The sequence below is a fragment of the Amycolatopsis acidicola genome (assembly GCF_007713735.2).
GTDB lineage: Bacteria > Actinomycetota > Actinomycetes > Mycobacteriales > Pseudonocardiaceae > Amycolatopsis_E > Amycolatopsis_E acidicola.
Map to the genome: position 1 here is coordinate 53425 of NZ_VMNW02000026.1, position 17999 is coordinate 71423.

Genomic DNA, 17999 nt, shown 5'->3' on the forward strand with positions numbered 1-17999 from the left:
CGATATCCGGCAACGCTTCCCCACGCGCGGAATCATCTCGTGGCCAGCCGCATCAGCGCCCAGAACTGTGCGATCTCGTTGTCACCCTTGTCCCAGCCGACCCACCTGTGCGAGCGACGGCCCCACAGCCACAGGTACACGTCCATCGGTGAACCGGTGACCAGACCGTCGGCCAGCGCGGCCTCGTCGGCGGAACAGCGCCAGGCTTCGGTGTACCCCGGCCCGGCCCGCGCGATCCAGTGATGCCCGCCCGTGCGCACGCCGACCGACCAGTGCGCCGTGCCGGACACCCCGAGCAACGCGAGTCGTTGAGCGAACCAGGCCGAGAGCACCTCGTCCACGCCGTCGAGCGCGAAATCCTCGGCCACGCCGGTGATCGGCCTGCCTGCCGCCTCCTCGACATCGAAGCGGTGCACCGTGGTCTCGTGGGCCATGCGGCGGCACCAGAAACCGTACGTGCGATCGGCGGGCCACCAGCTCGCCGCGTACGCCCCGGCGTCGTGCGTGGTCACCTCGTCCAGCAGGTCGACGAGCCCGCTCCGCAGATAGTCCTCAGTGGACTGTCCGGGGATCGGATCTTCTTGCCAGCCACGGGGATCGCGCCCTTCGGTGAGCCAATGCCACGCGACGCGGTACGAGCCGCCGAGATGACGGAGCACTTCGCCGATGGTGAACCCCGGCGCGGCGGGGACCGGGGTGCTCGCCGACGAAGCGTTCGCCGCGGCGACGAGCAGCTCCACCTCGGTGCCGAGCGTTTCCACGAACCGGCCGGGGTCGATCAGTGCTTGTCCGGACATCAGGTGCGCTGGACTTTCCGCCGCACGGGCGGATGCACACACTGGCGGACCGGCGCCGGGCCGTACACGATGCGGCCGCACAGTTCGAGGAACAGCGCGGCCTGACGGCACAGCTCCGCCGCGGACTGCGGCGTGATCCGCCGGACGGCGCCCGCCTGCGCGGCGGAATGCGCGGCCGAATTGGCCGCGAAGTACGCCGACCACTCGCTCAGCTCCGGGGCCGCGCTTTCGAGCAGGACCCACACGCTGGCCGGGCGGGCGCGGCCGCGATGCGGACGGCCACGGGCGGCGAGCACGGCGGCGCCGCCGCGCAGCGCGGACAGGTAGGAGGCGATGAACTTGGGCGCCGGATCGGCGGCGTGCTCTGCCTCGGCGAGGCCGCGTTCGGCCTCCCGCAGCAGGGAAACGGCCGCGGGGGTGGCCGGCGGTCGCACCGGCAATGGCAGCGCCGGCTGGCTGGAGTCGGCGCGGGACGCGACGGCAACGGACATTGCGCCTCCCTGTTCAGGCTGCTGACGGCGGCATCCGGCGCCGAGGTGCTTCCCCCACCCCAGCACCGGATGCTTCACCGGTGTCGAACCTGTGTTCGAGCAAGTTCGAGTCTAACTTCGAACATGTGTTCGTTCAAGTCTTCGAACGTGCGCTTCATCCGGTCAGGTCAGTCCGGCCACCACGTCACCGATCACGGCCATCGCCTCGGCGATCTCGCCTGCCGACGAAGCCGCGTACCCGAGGACGAGTCCTGGCTGGCCAGAGCGCTGCCGATGCCAGGACAACGGCTGCACCTTGACCCCGCGCGCGAGCACCGCGGCCGCCAGTTCTGTGTCGGCGAACACATGATCGAAAGTGATCGTCAAATGCAATCCGGCCGCCGCGCCGTGCACCTGGGCACCCGGCAGCCGCGTTCGAATGGCGTCGATCATCGCGTCACGGCGACGCCGGTGACGGCGGCGGAGCAGCCGCAGCTGGCGCTCCAGCTCCCCCGAGTCCATCAGCTCGGCGAGCACCAGCTGCGGCAGCACCGCGTTGCCGAGATCGGCGTCCCGCTTGGCGTTGACCACCGCTGCACGGTAACGGCGGGGTACGACAATCCAGCCCACTCGCAGCGCGGGCGCGAGCAGTTTGGACACGCTGCCCGTGTAGCAGACCTGTTCCGGCAGCAGCGAACGCAACGCGGGCACGGGCGGCCGGTCGTAGCGGTGCTCGGCGTCGTAGTCGTCCTCGATGACCAGCCCGCCTTCTTCGGCCCACGCCATCAGCTCGCGTCGACGGGCGCCGTCCAGCACCACGCCCGTCGGGAACTGGTGCGCCGGCGTGAGCAGCACGGCGGGCGCGCCGCTCGCGCGCAATTCGCCGACCCGCAGGCCGCCGGAATCCACCGGCACGGGCGTGGTTTCCAGATGGTGCTGCCGCAAATGCTGCCGCGCGCCGAAGGAACCAGGGTCCTCGACCGCGACGACGCCGATGCCGTCCGCGCGCAGCACCTGCGCGAGCAACACGAGCCCCTGCGCGACACCCGCGACGATCACGACGTCGTCCGGATCGACGGCGATCCCCCGGTTCCGCGCCAGCCAGTTCGCCACCGCACGCCGGAAAACCGGTGCGCCACGGGGATCCCCGTAACCGAAGTCCGCCGGCGAGAGCGCGTCGAGCACCGTTCGCTCGGCGCGCAACCAAGCGGCGCGCGGGAACGCGGCCAGGTCGGGCACGCCAGGCGACAGGTCGATCCGGGCCGGTGTGGCTCGCAGCTCGTCGAGCGTGTCGAGACTCGGCGGGCCGCTGAACACCTTGCGCGGCAAGGGTTTCCGCGTCGATGCCGGAGCAAGGACCGGGGCGGCCACGACGATCGTGCCCGCGCGGCCGCGGCCCGCCGCCTGCCCGGTTTCGATCAACCGCTGGTACGCCTCGGTGACCACGCCCCGCGAAACCCGCAACTCCGCTGCGAGCACGCGGCTGGCGGGCAGCCTGCTGCCGACCGGGAGCAGCCCGTCGGCGATCGCCTGCCGCAGCCTTCCGGTGAGCCAGTCCGACAACCCGCCCGGCGGCGCGTCGGCGAAGTTCAGCTGCAGGAAGTCGGCGCCCGGTTTGGCCCGGTCAGAGGAGCCGGTTTTGGACCTACTCACCGAACCATTGTGCCGACAGGCTGGGCCCATGCCCAGCAAACTCCGCAACGTCGCCGCCGGTGCCGCGGCGATGGCACTGGTCGGTGGCAGCGTCGGCGTCTCCCGCACGCTCACCGACGCGCCCTTGGCCACGGCACAGGCGATCCGTTACGCCATCGCGTTCTTCGTCCTGCTCGGGATGGCGAAGGCCACGCGGGTTCCGATCGTCCGGCCGCGGGGCCGGGAATGGCTGTGGCTGGCGGGAGTCGCGCTCAGCGGGCTCGTCGTGTTCAACATCGCCGTCGTGCGCGGGGTGGCCCACGCCGAACCGGCGGTCATCGCGGTCGCGGTTGCCTGTGTGCCGGTGTTGCTCGGCGTGGTGGGTCCTTTGCTGGAACGCCAATCGCCACGCGGGCGGCTCGTCGTGGCTGCTGTCGTCGTGACTGTGGGCGGCGCGCTCGTGGAAGGCGTCGGCCGGACGGACGCGGCGGGGATCGCCTGGGCGGTGGTCGCTTTGGTGTGCGAGGCCGGGTTCACCTTGCTCGCGGTGCCGGTGCTGCCGCGGCACGGGCCGTGGGGCGTTTCGCTGCACTCCGTGTGGCTGGGCGCGGTCATGTTCGGCGTGCTCGCCGTGACCGAGCAGCCCGCCCATCTGACCGGCACGCACTGGGCCGCGATCGGCTATCTCGCGGTGCTGGTCACCGCGGTCGCCTTCCTGCTCTGGTACTCGACCGTCGCCGCGCTCGGCTCGGGCCGCGTGGGCCTGCTCACGGGCGTCGCGCCGGTCAGCGCCGCGCTCACCGGACCGGCCCCGGGCCCGCTCGTGTGGACCGGGATCGCCGTGGTCGGCGCCGGTCTCGCCCTCGGCCTTGCCACTCGATCAGGTGAGTCCGGGAACCCTGCCGGGCCCGCGGCCGACCTGCAAGATGTCACGCCGGGCCGGTCCGCCCCCGGGGCCCACCTGCCCGGCGTCACCCCACCCGCGGGCCCAAGGGGGATACACCGTCGCCTGTGAAGAGGGTTCGTGATCTCATATCGGTATGAGCAGCCTCGAGCACCCGGCGGTGGCCAAGGTCGCCGCCGCACTCGCCGAAGCGGGTCAGCCTCACGCGGCGCAGGGCATCCGGATCCTGCCCGCGGACGCGCGCACCGCGGCGCAGGCCGCCGAAGCGCTCGGGGTGGCGGTAGGGGCGATCGCGAACAGCCTGATCTTCCGCGCGGTCTTCGAAGACGGGCCCCGGCCGTTGCTGTCACTGACCTCGGGCGCGCATCGCGCGGACACCGCGCTGCTCGCGGAACTGATCGGTGCCCAAGCGGTGGAGAAGGCCGACCCGCGGTTCGTGAAGGAGCACACCGGTCAGGTCATCGGCGGGGTCGCCCCGGTCGGGCACCCGGCGCCCATCCTCACGCTCGTGGACACCGCGCTCGAACAGTACGACGAGATCTGGGCGGCGGCGGGCCACGCGAAATCCGTCTTCCCGACGACGTACGCGGGGTTGCTGGAGCTGACCGGCGGACGGGCCGCGGACGTCGCGGGGGCGGGAACATGACCACGGTGTCGACCGAATTCGTGCAGCTGACCGCCGACGAGTTCCGCACCAGGCTGCGCGAGGCGCTGGCCATCTACGTCGAGGCGATGCGCTACCCGCCGGGCACGGCCGAACAGCGCGCGCCGATGTGGCTGACGCACGCGCTGCGCGAGGGCTGGCGGTGCATCGGCGCGTTCGACTCGCACGGCACGATGGTCGGGATCGCTTACGGCTACAAGGGAAATCCCGGCCAGTGGTGGCACGAGCAGGTACGCCGCGGGCTGGTCAAGAGCACCGGCGAGGAGCATGCCGAACACTGGCTGCGTGACTACTTCGAGCTGACCGAGATCCACGTCAGCCCGCGCAGCCAGGGCGGCGGCATCGGCGAGGAACTGTTGCGGCGCCTGCTCACCGGCGTCACCAACGACCACGTCCTGCTGTCCACGCCCGAAGGCCCGAGCCGCGCGTGGAAGCTGTACCGGCGCGTGGGTTTCCTGGATGTGCTGCGGGAGTACCACTTCGCGGGAGACCCGCGGCCGTTCGCGATACTCGGCCGCAGGCTCCCGCTCGAACCTCCTGCCTAGGCCCGAGTTGGCCCCTCCCGCGCACGAGTTGGCCGCCCCCGTTCGCGTGTTGGCCCCGCCCGCGCACGAGTTCGCCCCGCCCGCTCACAAGTTGGCCGCCGACGGAGCCAACATACGAACGAGACCCGGGACAGGCCCGCCACCAGCCAACACACCGGCGCCACCAGCCAACACACCCACGGCGACGGCCAACACACCCACGGGGGCGGCCAACATGGCGACGGGGGCGGCAAAGGCACGGGGGCGGCAAAGGCACGGGCACGGGCGTTAGGACTTCGTGTAGGTCAGGGCCAGCGCGCCGACGAGCAACGCCGCGCCGGTCCAGCCGACCGGCCCGAGTTGGTCGTGCAGCACGAAGGCCGACAGCACCGCGGCGGTGAGTGGCTCCATCAACGTGGACAACGCCGCCACCACGGCGGGCGCGCGCCGCAGCGCCAGGAAGTACATCGCGTACCCGAGGCCCGTCGGCACGATCCCGAAGTAGAGCGCGACGGCCAGCACGTCGGGCCGAAGCGGCAGCGCCATGCCGAACCACAGCCCGGCGGGCGTGAGCAGCAGACCACCGAGCAGACAGCCGAAAGCCGTGGTGCTGAAGGCATCCAGCCCCTCGACGTGCCTGCGGGTGAGCAACGTCAGCGCCGCGAACCCGGCGCCCGCGGCGAGCGCCAGCGCCACCCCGGCGAGCAGCCGCCAGCCACCCGGGATGCCCTCGGGCGACCACGTGAGCAGGACGAGCCCGAGCACCGCGACGGCGATCGCGACCAGGTTCACCGGGCTGGGCAGCCGCCGGGTGCGCACCGCCGTCGCCAGCGCGACGAACACCGGCACGCTGCCGATGGTGACCATCGTGGAGATGCTCACCGAGGTGAACGAGATCGCGCCGAAATAGCAGCTCTGGAACTGCGCCAGCAGCACGCCGGCCGCCAGCAGCCGGACGAGGACCGGCTTGGTCCAGACCATGTTCCGCAAGGACCCGCGGGCCCAGAGGAACAGCACGGTGCAGCAGCCGCCGAGCAGCAGCCGGTACGCCGCCACCGGCAGGGAGTGCAGATGTCCTTTCGTGGCAAGGAGAGTGCCGGACAGGCCGCCGGTGCCCCAGAGGAGCCCGGCGATGATCAGCGTGACCGCCGACCGGCCGCGCGCGGGCGCGGCAACAGTTGTGGACATGGAAAATCGCTCCTGCGTCGAAGAAGTCGGGGGACGACGACGCGGGGCGAAGACGTTTACGTATCCGCCCCGCTAGGAGCGCGGCGGTGGGGTGACGCGGTGGAGCCAGGGCACGGTTACCAATCCGATCTGAAGTAGGCCAACGCGATCAACTGGAAGCCGACCTGCGCGAGGCGGATCGCCGTGACTGCCGATCGGATTGGTAATGATCAGCAGAGTACAGTTCGGCCAGTTGTTCGCGGAGGGTGTCCAGTCCCATCCCGCCGAGCCGGAGCGCGCGGGTGTGGAAGTCCTTGATGTCGACGCCGCGAGCGCGCGCCTCTTCGCGCGCCTGCAGCCACAGTCGTTCGCCGAGTTTGTACGACGGCGCTTGCCCCGGCCAGCCGAGGTAGCGGTCGATCTCGTCGCGCACGAGCGGCGGGTCGGTGATGGTGCGGGTGAGCATGAACTCCAGGCCCAGCTCCGGGGTCCACCGCTCGCCCTCGTGGAACCCGGTGCCCTTCGGGATCTCCAGCTCCAGGTGCATGCCGAAGTCCACGATCACGCGGCCGGCGCGGAACAGCTGCTCGGAGAGCATCCCGAACAGGTTGCCGTCGTCGGAGAGGTAACCGAGGTCCTGCATCAGGCGTTCGGCGTAGAGCGCCCAGCCTTCGCCGTGCCCGGAGGTGAACGCGAGCAGCCGCTGGAACCGGTTGAGCGAGCGCTCGGCCACCGCCGTCGCGATCTGCAGATGGTGGCCCGGCACGCCCTCGTGGTAGACGGTGCTGACCTCGCGCCAGGTGGAGAACTCGTCGCGGCCCGGCGGCAGCGACCACCACATCCGGCCCGGCCGCGAAAAGTCCTCGCTCGGCCCGGTGTAGTACGCGCCGGCGCCGCCCCCGGGCGGGGCGATCTTGCACTCCAGCGCCATCAGCTCGTCGGGGATGTCGAAATGCTTGCCCCGCAACGCTTTCAGCGCGTTGTCGGAAAGCTCCTGCATCCAGTTCTCGAAGTTCTTCCTGCCCTGCACGCGATAGCGCGGATCCTCGTCGAGCGCGGCGGCCGTCTCGGCGAGGGTGGCGCCCGGCTTCAGGCGGCCCGCGACCTCGCGCATTTCGGCTTCCAGCCGGGTGAACTCCGCCCAGCCCCATTCGTAGGACTCCTGCGGGTCGAGCGCCGCGCCGATGAAGTACCGCGACCACAACCGGTACGCGTCGGGCCCGACGGCGTCCTTGGCCCTGGCCTTCGGCGCGAGCTCCGCGCGGAGGAAACCGGCAAGCTCCGCGTACGCCTCCTGCGCCAGATGCGCCCCGTGGCGAAGCTCCTCACGCAGCGAATCCGGCACGTTGCCGGCTCCGGCGACGAGGCTGTCGAAGAAGCCCGCCTCCCCGCTCAGCCCGGCCCAGGTTTCCGCCTGCGCGGCGACCTTGGTGACCTGGCGCAGCGCCGGCGCGTTGCCCGCGTCCGCCGCGACCAGCAGCGAAGCCCGCACGCCGTCGAGCGCGTCGGGGACCTTGGCCAGCCGGGCCGCGATGGTGGCCCAGTGCTCCGGGGTGTCGGTGGGCATCAGGTCGAACGTCTGGCGCAGGTCCTGCACCGGGCTGGCGATCACGTTCAGCGAGGCCTCGTCCAGCCCCGCGTCGTGGATCTCGACCTCGAGCCCGACCCGCTCGGTGAACACGGCCTTGGCGGCGCGCTCCGACGCGTCCACCGGCTCGGCGGCACCGACCGCGGCCAGCGCCCGCTTGGCCAGCGACGCGCGCGCGGCGTGGCCCTCCGGCGAGTAGTCGGTCAGCTGGTCCTCGTGCCCCGGGATGCCGATCTCGGTCGCCGCCACCGGGTGCGCCGCCGCGAAGTCGTCGACGAACTGATCGCAGATTTCGTGCACCGAAGCCATAGGGAGAACCTACCGTGCCGGGCAACGAGATTTCAGGCGCGCGCGGGCACCAGCCCGAGCCGGTGGACGACCTCGCGCGTCGCCTTCGCGCGGTTGAACGTGTAGAAGTGCAGATCCGGAACGCCCTCGGCGAGCAGCCGTTCGCACAGCTCGGTGACCACGTTCATACCCTCCTCACGGAAGGCCTTGGGCTGCTCCGACAACGGCTCGAGCCGGTCGAGCAGCTGCTGCGGGCACTGCGCGCCGGACAGTTTGATCGTGGTGTGCAGCGTGCGCGGGGTGGTCAGCGGCATCACGCCGGGGATCAACGGCGCGTCACAGCCCGCGGCGGCCACCCGGTCGCGGAGGCGAAGGAAGTCCTCGGCTTCGAAGAACAGCTGGGCGATGCCGAAATCCGCGCCCGCCTTGAACTTGCGCACCAGGTACTTCGTGTCGGTCTCCAGATCCGGCGAGCGCGGATGCCCGTACGGGAACGCCGAAACGCCGACGCAGAAGTCGCCGAGCGAGCGCACGAGGGAGACCAGTTCCTCGGCGTACTTCAGGCCTTCGGGGTGCGCCACCCAGTCGCCGTACGGGTCGCCCGGCGGGTCGCCCCGCAGCGCGAGGATGTTGCGCACGCCGACGGCCGCGTACCAGCCGATGACGTTGCGCAGCTCGGCCACGGAGTGGTTCACGGCCGTGAGGTGCGCCATCGGGACCAGCGTGGTCTCGGTCGCGGCGCGGGCGATGTTGCGGATCGTGCCGTCGCGGCTGGAACCGCCGGCGCCATAGGTGATCGACATGTACGCCGGGTCGAGCGGCTCCAGCTGCCGGATCGACTTCCACAGGACAGCCTCGTCCGCGGCGTCCCGCGGCGGGAAGAACTCCACCGAGAACACGGGGGCATCGCCCTGTAACCGCTCCAGCACCGACGTCATACCGGACATCGTATCTAGTGCACGACCTCCAAGTCCCCGGCCTGAGACCTGGCTCCCCATCGCCGCGCCAGCACGGCGCAGATCATCAGTTGCGCCTGGTGGAACAGCATGAGGGGCAGCACGATCAGCCCGACCGTATGCGCCGGGAACAGCACGGTGGCCATCGGCAGCCCGCTGGCCAGGCTCTTCTTCGACCCGCAGAACACGATCGCGATCTCGTCCGCGCGGGAGAACCCCAGCCGCGGCACGACGAGCTTCAGGATCCAGAACACCGCATAGAACAGCAGCAGGTTCACCGCGAGCAGCGCGACGAGGGAGACCCAGCTCAGCTGGTGCCAGATCCCGGCGACCACGCCTTCGCTGAACGCCGTGTACACGACGATCAGGATCACCGAGCGGTCCGCGCGGCCGAGCACCTTCTTGTGCCGCGCGATCCAGCCGCCGATCCAGCGCCGCGCGACCTGTCCGGCCACGAACGGCACCAGCAGCTGCAGCACGATCGACGTGACCGAGTGCGCCGAGAATCCACTGCCCGAGGTGTTGAGGAGCAAACCCACCAGCAACGGCGTGAGCACGATCCCGATCAGGCTGGAGAACGTCGCGCTGCAGATCGCCGCCGCCACGTTGCCGCGGGCGATGGAGGTGAACGCGATGGATGAGTTCACCGTCGACGGCAATGCGCACAGGAAGATCACGCCGGCCACCAGCGTCGGGCTCAGCACCCCGCCGGGCAGGAGCCGGGTCAGCAGGCCGAGCAACGGGAACAGCACGAACGTCGCGATGAGGATCGTGAGGTGCAGCCGCCAGTGCTTCAGTCCTTCCACAGCCTCCGCTGTGGACAGTCGCGCGCCGTAGAGGAAGAACAGCGCGCCGACGCCGATCGCGCTCACCGCGGAAGCGATATCGGCGCCGTGGCCGCGGGCGGGCAGCAGCGCGGCCACGCCTACCGTGGCCAGGATCCCGAGGATGAACGGGTCGATCCTGGACTTGGCGAGCAGCGCGGAGCCACGCATGAACCTGTCCTCTCTTCCGGGCCGGTCACTCCATCCTCCGGCGGCCGCCTTCGATTGTGAAGCATGATTAGCGCCATAACTGCTATCGCGCCACGTGATATACGCTCCTTCTCGTGCTCGATCCGGTCTGGCTGAAGACGTTCCTCGAGGTCGCGGAAACGCGGAGCTTCACGCGCGCCGCGCGCCACCTCGGACTCCGCCAATCCACCGTCAGCCAGCACATTCGCAAGCTCGAACAGGCCACGACCCAGCAGCTGCTCCTGCGCGACACGCATTCGGTCGAGCTGACCGCGGACGGCGAGGCGATGCTCGGATTCGCCGGCACCGTCATCGAAACCCTCGACCGCGCCATGAGCTATTTCACAGGCACCGAACTGCGCGGCCGGGTGCGGTTCGGTGCCTCGGAGGACTTCGTCGTCGGCCCGCTGCCCGAGATCCTCGGCGAGTTCCGCCGGACGCATCCGCAGGTGGACCTGGAGCTGACCGTGGCGCTTTCCGGTGTGCTGCACGAACAACTGCGCGCGGGCGAGCTGGACCTCGTGCTCGCCAAACGGCATCCGGGCGAGGACGGCACCGGTGCACTGTGGACGGACGAGCTGGTGTGGGTCGGCCGCGAGGGGTTCGAGCTCGACGAGGCCGCCCCGGTGCCGCTGATCGCGTACCCGCCGCCGAGCATCACCCGCGCCCGCGCGATGGAATCCTTGCACGCCAACGGGAAGAGCTGGCGGATCGTGTGCACCAGCGGCAGCCTCAACGGGTTGCGCGCGGCGGCGCTGGCCGGGCTGGGCGTGGTGGTGTTCGCCCGCAGCCTCGTCCCGGCCGGGCTCGTGGAACTGCCCACGGGACACGACCTGCCGGATCCGGGCGAGGTGGAGTTCATCCTGACCGCGCGGCGCGCCGCGATGCGAGGGCCGACGGCCGCGCTATCCGAGGCGATCCGCGCCGGCGCCGGCCGTCTCCACGCCACTCGCTGAACGCTCGCGCAGCAGGGCCGAAGGCGGAAGCCCAGCCAGATCCCGCACTTCGCGGGCAAGGTGGGCTTGGTCGGCGTAACCGGCCTCAGCGGCGAGATCGGCCAGCGTGGCAACGGGGTAACACTGCTCGGCGAACGTCAGGAAACGCTGCAGCCGGCCGACCCGCTGCACCGCTTTCGGCCCCACACCGGCGTTTTCGACCAGCAACCGGCGGAGATGCCGCGCCGTCAACCCGAGTTCCGCCGCCACACGGTCGACGTCACGCCAGGACCAAAGCAGCCGCACCGCTTCGCGCACACGGGGGTCGAACCCGATGGGGCGCAACGCTTCCGGGAACCGGCAGGCCCACACCTGTTCCGCCAGCAGCCGCGCGGCGCGGTCGGGCAGCACGGACGTCAACGGCAGTACCTGATCACGGACCTCGGCGGCGGACAACCCCAGCGCAGACCGCAACGCGCCGGGCTGGAAGCGCACGGCGCGAAAACTCGTGCCGGGCCGAAGATCGTGTAGCGCCACCGACATCGTCGGGCCGATCAGGCTCGCTTCGCCGTCCGCGCTGACGAGCACGTCCGCGCACGCGTCGGGCAGCACCCGCTGCATTTTGGGCATCTCGTGCACGCGCTGTTCCCACCAGCACCGCAGCACACCGGCGCCGGGCAGCTCGCGATAGACCGAAACGGGGTCCGTTTCGTTCAAGGCTGGGGCCGCGGCCGGTGACATGCTCCGAGTATGGAACAGAAAGTCAGCTTCGTAACCTTTGCCACCGCGGACCTCGACGCGGCCCGCGAGTTCTACGTGACCGGCCTCGGCTGGACGGCGCTGCTCGACGTGCCCGGCGAGGTCCTCTTCTTCCAGATCGCGCCCGGCACGGTGCTGGGCATGTTCGACGCCGTGAAGTTCGCCGAGGACCTCGAGTCCGCCGGCGCGCCAGCCGTTTCCGGTGTGACACTCGCCCACAATCTGAACAGCCCCGGGGAAGTGGACGCGTGCGTCGCGGCCGCCGAGCGGGCCGGCGCGACCGTCGTGAAAACACCCCAGAAGGCCGCTTTCGGGGGCTACCACGGACATTTCGCCGACCCCAACGGTGTCGTGTGGGAGGTGGCGCACAATCCGGGCTGGACGGTCGATGCGTCCGGTCGGGTGGCAATCGGCGTAATCGGGTAACGCCCAGGCGGCCCAGAACGACAAGCGAGGGGTCCACGGCAGCGACGAAGGGGCACGGATGCTGCGGGTACTCGGTGTGCACGGCACCGGCACCTACCGTTACCACCGCCGTACCGGTTCGGCCGAGGGCGCGGCGGTCGCGCTCGGTACCGACTGGTTCCAGCACCTCGGCACGGCCATGCCCGCCAACTCCTCGGTCGACCTCAGACTCGCCTACTACGGCCACCAGCTGGGGTACGAACTGGAAGAGGACCCGGCGCTCATGGAGCCGGGCGAGCAGGCCCTGCTCATCCAGTGGGCCGAGCTGCTGCGCCCCGGCTCCGCGCCGATCACCGACGCGCGCGACGCGGCCGAGCTGATGGCGAACAACTTCGGCTCGGCCACGCGCCTGTTCGCGCTCGCCTTCTGCCGCGAGCTGTACGCGTACCTCATCGATCCGGCCCGGCGCGCCGCCTGCCGGGAGGCGGTGGCGGCGGCGATCTCGGGCCACCGGCCGGACGTCATCCTGGCGCATTCGCTGGGCTCCGCCGTGGCGTACGAAGCCCTTTGGGAGCACCAGGAAACGCCCGTGCCGCTGCTGCTCACGGTCGGCAGCCCGCTGGCCATGCCCGGCGTGCTGCCGGAAACGGCCGAGCGCGGGCGCCCGCCCTCGGTGCGGCGCTGGATCAACATGGCCGACGTCACGGACATCGTCGCCGTGGCGAAAGTCGATTTCCCCGGCGCGGAGAACGTCTCGATCGTCGCCGGGATGTGGGAGTACCAGACCCCGGGCGCCTACCTGCGTTCGCGCGATGTCACGAAGGCGATCTTCGACGCGCAGACCGGCACCATCGTCTGAGCCGGTTTTCCCTTACTCCGCAACGGTTTCGAACAGATCCTTCTCGGTGACGCCCGGGCCTTGGCCGGCACGGATGAACCATTCGGTGCCGAAGGCGTACGCGAACCCTTCGTCCGGCATGGCCAGGAAGAAGGACTCCTCGCTGATCTGGCTCGCGTGCGCCCGCATCGCGCGCCGCTTGAACTCGAGGAACGCCGTCACGTCCACGACCGCGGTGATCTCGGCCTCCGGTTTGCCCAGGTTCTCCGGCGGCTCCTGTGCTTCGACGCCGGCCTGCTCGGCCATCGCCTTCATCCCGTGCAGCATGTGCTCGCGGCTCGTCGTGGCCTGGTAGACGCGCGGGGTACCGGCCAATTCGGCGGCCCGCATGCCGACCCGGTGCACCTGGATGTGGTCCGGGTGGCCATAGTTGCCGTTGTCGTCGTAACAGGTGAGGACCTCGGCGTTCTCCTCGCGCAGGATTTCCGCGAGCTTGGCCGCCGCCTCCTCGACCGGCGCGGTCCAGAACGAACCGGGCTCGTCGTTGGTCGGCTCACCCATCATCCCCGAGTCCACATAGCCGAGGAACTCGACGCGTGAGACACCGAGGATCTCCGCCGCCGCCTCGGTTTCGGCCACGCGGCGGGTGGCGAGCAGCTCGCCCTCGGCCAGGAACCCGTCGGGCACCTCGCCGTGCTCGCCGCGCGTGGCCACCACGAGCACCACGCGGTGCCCTTCTTCGTACGCTTTTCGCATCACGCCACCGCACGTGATGCACTCGTCGTCGGGATGCGCGTGGAAGGTCACCATGGTCGACACCAGTCGAGGCTACGGGGCGCCGTCACACCTCGGCCACCCCGCGATCGCGAAACCCGCGCCGACCCCCGACGATAGGCACATGGACTACGACGCCGACCTGCCAGGGCACGTGGAAGCCGAGCTCGCCCGCTTCCTCGACGAGGCCGGTGCGGACATCCGTGCCGTGGAGCCCAGCTTCGCCGCCGGCGTCGACGCTCTCGGGGAGTTCGTGCTGCGCGGAGGCAAACGGTTGCGCCCCACGTTCGCCTGGTGGGCGTGGCGCGGCACGGGCGGCGCGGAGGCGGACGCGGACGGCGTGCTGCGGGTCGTGTCGAGCCTCGAACTGGTGCAGGCCTGCGCGCTGATCCACGACGACCTGATCGACTCCTCGGACTCGCGGCGCGGGCGCCCGACGGTGCACGTCGCGTTCGCCGACCTGCACACCGCGGAGCGCTGGCTCGGCCCGGCCCCCGCGTTCGGCCTCGCGGCCTCGGTGCTGATCGGCGACCTCGCGCTGGCCTGGGCCGACGACATGTTCGGCTCCGCCGCGCTCCCGCCCGCGACGCTCGACGCGGCGCGCCCGGCCTGGCGCGCGATGCGCACCGAAGTGCTCGCCGGGCAGTTCCTCGACGTCCGGACCCAGGCGACCGGGGACGCCTCCCCCGAGGCCGCGCTACGCGTGAGCAGGCTCAAGACGGCGGCCTACACGGTCGAGCGGCCGCTGCACCTCGGCGCGCTGCTCGCGGGCGCGGAGCCGTCACAGATCGAGACGCTGCGCGAGTTCGGCCGCGACATCGGGGTGGCCTTCCAGCTGCGGGACGATCTGCTCGGCGTCTTCGGCGATCCTTCGGTCACCGGCAAACCGGCGGGCGATGACCTCCGCGAAGGCAAGCGCACCCTGCTCGTCGCGCTGGGCCTGCAACGCGCCGGTGCGGAGCAGGCGAAGGTGATCACGCACGCCATCGGCAATCCCGCGCTGTCGCAGTCGGATGTCGCGCGGGTGCGGGAAACCCTGACCGAGGTGGGCGCCGTGGCCGCGGTCGAGGAGCGCATCGACGCGCTGACCGAAACGGCGCTGAAAGCACTCGATCGGGCGGAGTTGCTCGAGCCCGCCGGCGCCGAGCTGACCGAGCTGGCGGCCAAAGCCACGAGAAGGACGCACTAGTGCATGTCGTCGTGATCGGCGCCGGCCTCGCCGGGTTGTCGGCCACCCTGCACCTGCTCGGCGCGGGCCGTCAGGTGACGCTGCTCGAACAGGACGACCGGCCGGGCGGCCGGGTGAGCCAGCGGGAGCGCGACGGGTTCTCGGTCGACACCGGCGCCACCGTGCTGACCATGCCCGAGCTGCTGGACGAGGCGCTGGCCGCGGTGGGCGAACGGAACCGGCTGCGGCTGATCCGGCTCGATCCCGCCTATCGCGCGAGGTTCGCCGACGGCAGCTCGATCCCCGTGCGCACCGAGCCGGAGGCGATGGAAGAGGAGATCCGCGCCTTCGCCGGGCCGCGCGACGCGGTGGGCTATCGCGGTCTTCGCCGGTGGCTGACCGAGTTGTACGCGGTGGAGAAGGACAGGTTCATCGGCGCGAACTTCGACTCCCCGCTCGACCTCGTCCGCCCGGAACTCGCGAAACTGGTGGTGCTGGGCGGTTTCGGGCGGCTCGGCCCGCGAATCGCCCGGTTCCTGCACGATCCCCGCCTGCGACGGCTGTTCTCCTTCCAGTCGCTCTACGCCGGGCTCGACCCGCGGCACGCGCTCGGCGCGTACGGCGTTATCCCGTACATGGACACTGTCGCCGGGGTGTACTACCCGCTCGGCGGCATGGGCCGGGTCGGGCAGGTGCTCGCCGACGCCGCCGAGCGCGCCGGCGCGCGGCTCGAGTTCGGCACCGAAGCCGCTTGGCTGGAAAGGGTTTCCTCCCGCGTCCGCGCGGTGCGCACGCGCGCCGGCGAGCGGATCGAGTGCGACGCCGTCGTACTGGCCACCGAGCTGACCACCGCGTACAGGCTGCTCGGTGTCCGGCCGAAACGCCTTGTGCCGCTTCGGTTTTCGCCTTCCGCGGTGGTGCTGCACGGCCGCACTTCGCGCCGCTGGCCGGAGTTGGACCACCACACGATCTTCTTCGGCGACGCGTGGGAACGCACGTTCGCCGAGATCATCCGGGACGGTTCGCTGATGAGCGATCCCTCCCTGCTCGTGACCCGCCCGACGGCGACCGACCCGACGCTGGCCTCCGACGGGCACGTGGTGTCCGTCCTCGCGCCCGCGCCGAATCTCCGCACCGGCCGGATCGACTGGCCGCGCGTGGGCCCGGCGTACCGGGACGAGCTGCTCCGCACGCTCGCCGCCCGCGGGCTCGACGGGTTCGCCGAACAGTACGAAGTGGACGAACTGGTGACCCCGCGCGACTGGGCGGAGCGCGGAATGGCCGCGGGCACGCCGTTTTCGCTCGCGCACACCTTCGCGCAGACCGGCCCGTTCCGGCCGCGGAACGTGGTGCGCGGCGTGGAAAACGTGGTGCTCGCCGGCTGCGGGACCACGCCAGGGGTCGGCATCCCGCCGGTGCTGATCTCCGGCAAGCTCGCCGCCGCGAGGATCATCGGCAGATGAGACTCGAGGACGCCTACCGGGCCTGCCGGCGGATCAACGCCCACCACGGCAAGACGTTCTTCCTCGCCACCCGGCTGCTGCCCGCGCACGCCCGCCCGGCGACGCACGCGTTGTACGCCTTCGCCCGCACCGCGGACGAACTCGTCGACAACCCGGAACGCGACCCCGAAACCGCGCTGGGCGAGCTCGAACGCCAGCTGGACAAGCTGTTCGGCGGGGACCCGCAGACCGACCCGGTGTTCCAGGCGCTCGCCGACACCGTCCGGCGCTACGCGCTGGAACGCGAGCTGTTCGACGCCTTCCTGCATTCGATGCGGATGGACCTGACGGTCACCGAATACCCGGATTTCGCCGCACTGGGCGAATACACCTACGGTTCGGCGAGCGTGATCGGCCTGCAGATGCTGCCGGTGCTGGGCACCGTGGTGCCGAGGCAGGAGGCCGCGCCGAGCGCCGCCGCGCTCGGGGAAGCCTTCCAGCTGACCAATTTCCTGCGCGACATCGGCGAAGACCTCGACCGCGGTCGGCTCTACCTGCCCACCGGCGAGCTGGCCGCGTTCGGTGTGGACCGCGAACTGCTGGTGTGGTGCCGCGCACACGAACGCACCGACCCGCGAGTCCGCCGCGCGCTCGGCTCGCTGGCCGCGCGTAACCGGGCGGTCTACCGTCGCGCCGAAGCCGGGATCCCGTTGCTGCGCAAGGAATCCCGCTCGTGCATCCACACCGCGCTGGTGCTCTACCGCGGCATCCTCGACGAGCTCGCCCGGCACGAGTTCGACGTGCTGAACCGGCGGGTTTCGGTCTCGCTGGTGCGGAGAATGCGCGTGGCCGCGGGAGCCACACTAGGCTGGAGATCATGACTTCCGTCGAGCGCTTCGTCCGCGTGGGGCTGCAGCTGCAGCCGCAGCACGCCGACTACAAGACCATCCGCGAGACCGCGTCCCGCGCCGAGGACCTCGGCGTGGACATCGTCTACAACTGGGATCACTTCTACCCGTTGTACGGTGACCCCGACGGGATGCATTTCGAGTGCTGGACGATGCTCGGCGCCTGGGCCGAGTCCACGTCGCGCGTCGAGATCGGCGCGCTGGTCACCTGCAACAGCTACCGCAACCCCGAGCTGCTCGCCGACATGGCCCGCACGGTGGACCACATCAGCGGCGGCAGGCTGATCCTCGGCATCGGCTCGGGCTGGTTCGAAAAGGACTACACCGAGTACGGCTACGAGTTCGGCACCGCGGGCGGCAGGCTCGACGCGCTCGCCGAGTCGCTGCCGCGCATCGAATCCCGGCTGGCGAAGCTGAACCCGGCGCCCACCCGCAAGATCCCGGTGCTGATCGGGGGCGGCGGCGAGAAGAAGACGCTACGGATGGTGGCCCAGCACGCCGACATCTGGCACGGCTTCGGTGACCCCGAGGTGGTCGAGCGCAAGGTCGGCATCCTCAAGCAGCACTGCGCCGACGTGGGCCGGGACTTCGGCCAGATCGAGCTGTCGACCGGCGTGCGGGGCGAGCCGGACGAGCTCGGGCCGAAGCTGCTGGCGCTGGGCGTCACGCAGTTCACCGTGGGCGCGGGCGGGCCGGACTACGACCTGACCCTGCTCAAGAAGTGGATCGACTGGGCCAAGACCCAGAACAACTGAGTTTCGGCGCCG

19 protein-coding genes are annotated in these 17999 nt (G+C 70.7%); 10 read left to right on the forward strand and 9 right to left on the reverse strand.

From position 1 onward, the window contains the following. Positions 1-32: 32 nt before the first annotated feature. The 3 genes from FPZ12_RS18970 to pdxR form a co-directional block, all read right to left on the reverse strand. Positions 33-797 (reverse strand): maleylpyruvate isomerase N-terminal domain-containing protein, encoded by a 765-nt coding sequence (locus FPZ12_RS18970; RefSeq protein WP_144757724.1) that lies wholly within the window; start codon positions 795-797, stop codon positions 33-35. Next, on the reverse strand, positions 797-1288 hold the full coding sequence (locus FPZ12_RS18975; RefSeq protein WP_144757723.1) for an SAV_6107 family HEPN domain-containing protein: 492 nt from the start codon (positions 1286-1288) through the stop codon (positions 797-799). The genes FPZ12_RS18970 and FPZ12_RS18975 overlap by 1 nt, the downstream gene beginning before the upstream one ends. A gap of 162 nt (positions 1289-1450) precedes the next feature. Next, complete coding sequence (gene pdxR, locus FPZ12_RS18980; RefSeq protein ID WP_166462818.1) at positions 1451-2920, reverse strand: MocR-like pyridoxine biosynthesis transcription factor PdxR; 1470 nt, start codon at positions 2918-2920, stop codon at positions 1451-1453. 28 nt (positions 2921-2948) lie between these two features. On the opposite strand from pdxR, the gene FPZ12_RS18985 reads away from it, so the two are divergent. Genes FPZ12_RS18985 through FPZ12_RS18995 form a run of 3 tightly spaced genes read left to right on the forward strand, consistent with a single transcriptional unit; the run spans position 2949 to position 5012 of the window. Then, positions 2949-3914: a DMT family transporter gene (locus FPZ12_RS18985; protein WP_144757721.1), complete on the forward strand. Its 966-nt coding sequence runs from the start codon at positions 2949-2951 to the stop codon at positions 3912-3914. A 25-nt stretch (positions 3915-3939) separates the two neighbouring features. Continuing rightward, a complete protein-coding gene (locus FPZ12_RS18990) occupies positions 3940-4449 on the forward strand; it encodes a YbaK/EbsC family protein (RefSeq protein WP_144757720.1) in 510 nt (169 codons plus the stop codon). Further along, positions 4446-5012, forward strand: a complete 567-nt coding sequence (locus FPZ12_RS18995; protein ID WP_144757719.1) for a GNAT family N-acetyltransferase — start codon at positions 4446-4448, stop codon at positions 5010-5012. The genes FPZ12_RS18990 and FPZ12_RS18995 overlap by 4 nt, the downstream gene beginning before the upstream one ends. A 267-nt stretch (positions 5013-5279) precedes the next feature. Here the strand turns inward: FPZ12_RS18995 and FPZ12_RS19000 are convergent, their stop codons facing one another. The 4 genes from FPZ12_RS19000 to FPZ12_RS19015 form a co-directional block, all read right to left on the reverse strand. Beyond that, positions 5280-6179: a DMT family transporter gene (locus FPZ12_RS19000; RefSeq protein WP_144752737.1), complete on the reverse strand. Its 900-nt coding sequence runs from the start codon at positions 6177-6179 to the stop codon at positions 5280-5282. 148 nt (positions 6180-6327) lie between these two features. After that, positions 6328-8055, reverse strand: coding sequence for a DUF885 domain-containing protein (locus tag FPZ12_RS19005; RefSeq protein ID WP_144752734.1), 1728 nt, complete (start codon positions 8053-8055; stop codon positions 6328-6330). A gap of 32 nt (positions 8056-8087) precedes the next feature. Continuing rightward, entirely contained in the window at positions 8088-8972 is an 885-nt protein-coding gene (locus FPZ12_RS19010) for a methylenetetrahydrofolate reductase (protein ID WP_144752731.1), read from the reverse strand. A 14-nt stretch (positions 8973-8986) separates the two neighbouring features. Beyond that, positions 8987-9985, reverse strand: coding sequence for a bile acid:sodium symporter family protein (locus FPZ12_RS19015; RefSeq protein ID WP_144752728.1), 999 nt, complete (start codon positions 9983-9985; stop codon positions 8987-8989). A gap of 113 nt (positions 9986-10098) precedes the next feature. Between FPZ12_RS19015 and FPZ12_RS19020 the strand changes: the two genes are divergently transcribed. Beyond that, the gene (locus FPZ12_RS19020; protein ID WP_144752726.1) at positions 10099-10959 is read left to right on the forward strand and encodes a LysR family transcriptional regulator; all 861 of its coding nucleotides are present in this window, start codon (positions 10099-10101) and stop codon (positions 10957-10959) included. Here the strand turns inward: FPZ12_RS19020 and FPZ12_RS19025 are convergent. After that, a complete protein-coding gene (locus FPZ12_RS19025; RefSeq protein ID WP_144752723.1) occupies positions 10909-11679 on the reverse strand; it encodes a helix-turn-helix domain-containing protein in 771 nt (256 codons plus the stop codon). The genes FPZ12_RS19020 and FPZ12_RS19025 overlap by 51 nt on opposite strands. Before the next feature lie 9 nt (positions 11680-11688). On the opposite strand from FPZ12_RS19025, the gene FPZ12_RS19030 reads away from it, so the two are divergent. Together FPZ12_RS19030 and FPZ12_RS19035 are read left to right on the forward strand one after the other, a co-directional pair. Next, positions 11689-12123, forward strand: a complete 435-nt coding sequence (locus FPZ12_RS19030; protein ID WP_144752720.1) for a VOC family protein — start codon at positions 11689-11691, stop codon at positions 12121-12123. Positions 12124-12181: 58 nt separating this feature from the next. Next, the gene (locus FPZ12_RS19035; RefSeq protein ID WP_144752717.1) at positions 12182-12961 is read left to right on the forward strand and encodes a hypothetical protein; all 780 of its coding nucleotides are present in this window, start codon (positions 12182-12184) and stop codon (positions 12959-12961) included. Between the two features lie 12 nt (positions 12962-12973). On the opposite strand, the gene FPZ12_RS19040 is transcribed toward FPZ12_RS19035, so the two are convergent. Further along, the gene (locus FPZ12_RS19040; protein WP_144752714.1) at positions 12974-13759 is read right to left on the reverse strand and encodes a PIG-L family deacetylase; all 786 of its coding nucleotides are present in this window, start codon (positions 13757-13759) and stop codon (positions 12974-12976) included. A 79-nt stretch (positions 13760-13838) separates the two neighbouring features. On the opposite strand from FPZ12_RS19040, the gene FPZ12_RS19045 reads away from it, so the two are divergent. From FPZ12_RS19045 to FPZ12_RS19060, 4 genes are read left to right on the forward strand one after another with little or no spacing between them, the layout of a single operon-like run. Further along, entirely contained in the window at positions 13839-14903 is a 1065-nt protein-coding gene (locus tag FPZ12_RS19045) for a polyprenyl synthetase family protein (protein ID WP_144752711.1), read from the forward strand. Further along, positions 14903-16345 (forward strand): phytoene desaturase family protein, encoded by a 1443-nt coding sequence (crtI, locus tag FPZ12_RS19050; RefSeq protein ID WP_144752708.1) that lies wholly within the window; start codon positions 14903-14905, stop codon positions 16343-16345. The genes FPZ12_RS19045 and crtI overlap by 1 nt, the downstream gene beginning before the upstream one ends. Next, entirely contained in the window at positions 16342-17205 is an 864-nt protein-coding gene (locus tag FPZ12_RS19055) for a phytoene/squalene synthase family protein (RefSeq protein WP_144752706.1), read from the forward strand. Before crtI ends, FPZ12_RS19055 begins: the two co-directional genes overlap by 4 nt. Further along, the gene (locus tag FPZ12_RS19060; protein WP_144752704.1) at positions 17202-17987 is read left to right on the forward strand and encodes an LLM class F420-dependent oxidoreductase; all 786 of its coding nucleotides are present in this window, start codon (positions 17202-17204) and stop codon (positions 17985-17987) included. The genes FPZ12_RS19055 and FPZ12_RS19060 overlap by 4 nt, the downstream gene beginning before the upstream one ends. Positions 17988-17999 lie beyond the last annotated feature (12 nt).